We start from the raw sequence: 643 nt of genomic DNA, 5'->3' as shown, positions 1-643 counted from the left end.
CGTGGGCTCGGTGCGCGCACGCCAGCGCCGCCGTGGCGATCGCAGCGGCGATCATGTGATGCCGGTGCTGATCCATGGCGATGCCGCCTTCGCCGGCCAGGGCGTGGTCACCGAGACCTTGCAGCTCTCGCAGACCCGCAGTTATGGCACCGGCGGCACTGTCCATATCGTCATCAATAATCAGATCGGCTTTACCACCAGCAACCCGCTCGATACCCGCTCAACCTTCTATTGCACCGACGTCGCCAAGATGGTGCAGGCGCCGGTCTTCCATGTGAACGGCGATGATCCGGAGGCGGTGATCTTTGTCACCCGCTTGGCCCTCGACTACCGCAACCAGTTCAAAAAGGACGTCGTCATCGACCTGATCTGCTACCGCCGCCTCGGCCACAACGAGGCCGATGAGCCGGCGGTCACCCAGCCGATGATGTACAAGCGCATCCGCCAGCACCCCACGGCTCGGGCCATCTACGCTGATCGGCTGATCGACCGTGGCCAACTCAGTCGTGATGAGACAGGGGCGTTGATCGAGGACTACCGATCCAGCATCGAGCACGGGATCGTGGTTGCCCGTCCCGTGCTCTGCGGCCTTGAGCATAGCTACCGGGTCGACTGGAAGTCGCGCTTTGGCGATGACTGGCAC

General features: G+C 63.1%; 1 protein-coding gene. It reads left to right on the top strand.

What is annotated here, in order from left to right; genetic code table 11:
• A partial coding sequence (locus tag CKO15_RS13845; RefSeq protein ID WP_242464821.1) for a thiamine pyrophosphate-dependent enzyme occupies positions 1-643 on the top strand: 643 nt, incomplete at both ends.

Source organism: Halorhodospira abdelmalekii (genome assembly GCF_016583625.1).
Lineage (GTDB): Bacteria > Pseudomonadota > Gammaproteobacteria > Nitrococcales > Halorhodospiraceae > Halorhodospira > Halorhodospira abdelmalekii.
This window is presented reverse-complemented; position numbering and strand designations above follow the sequence as displayed.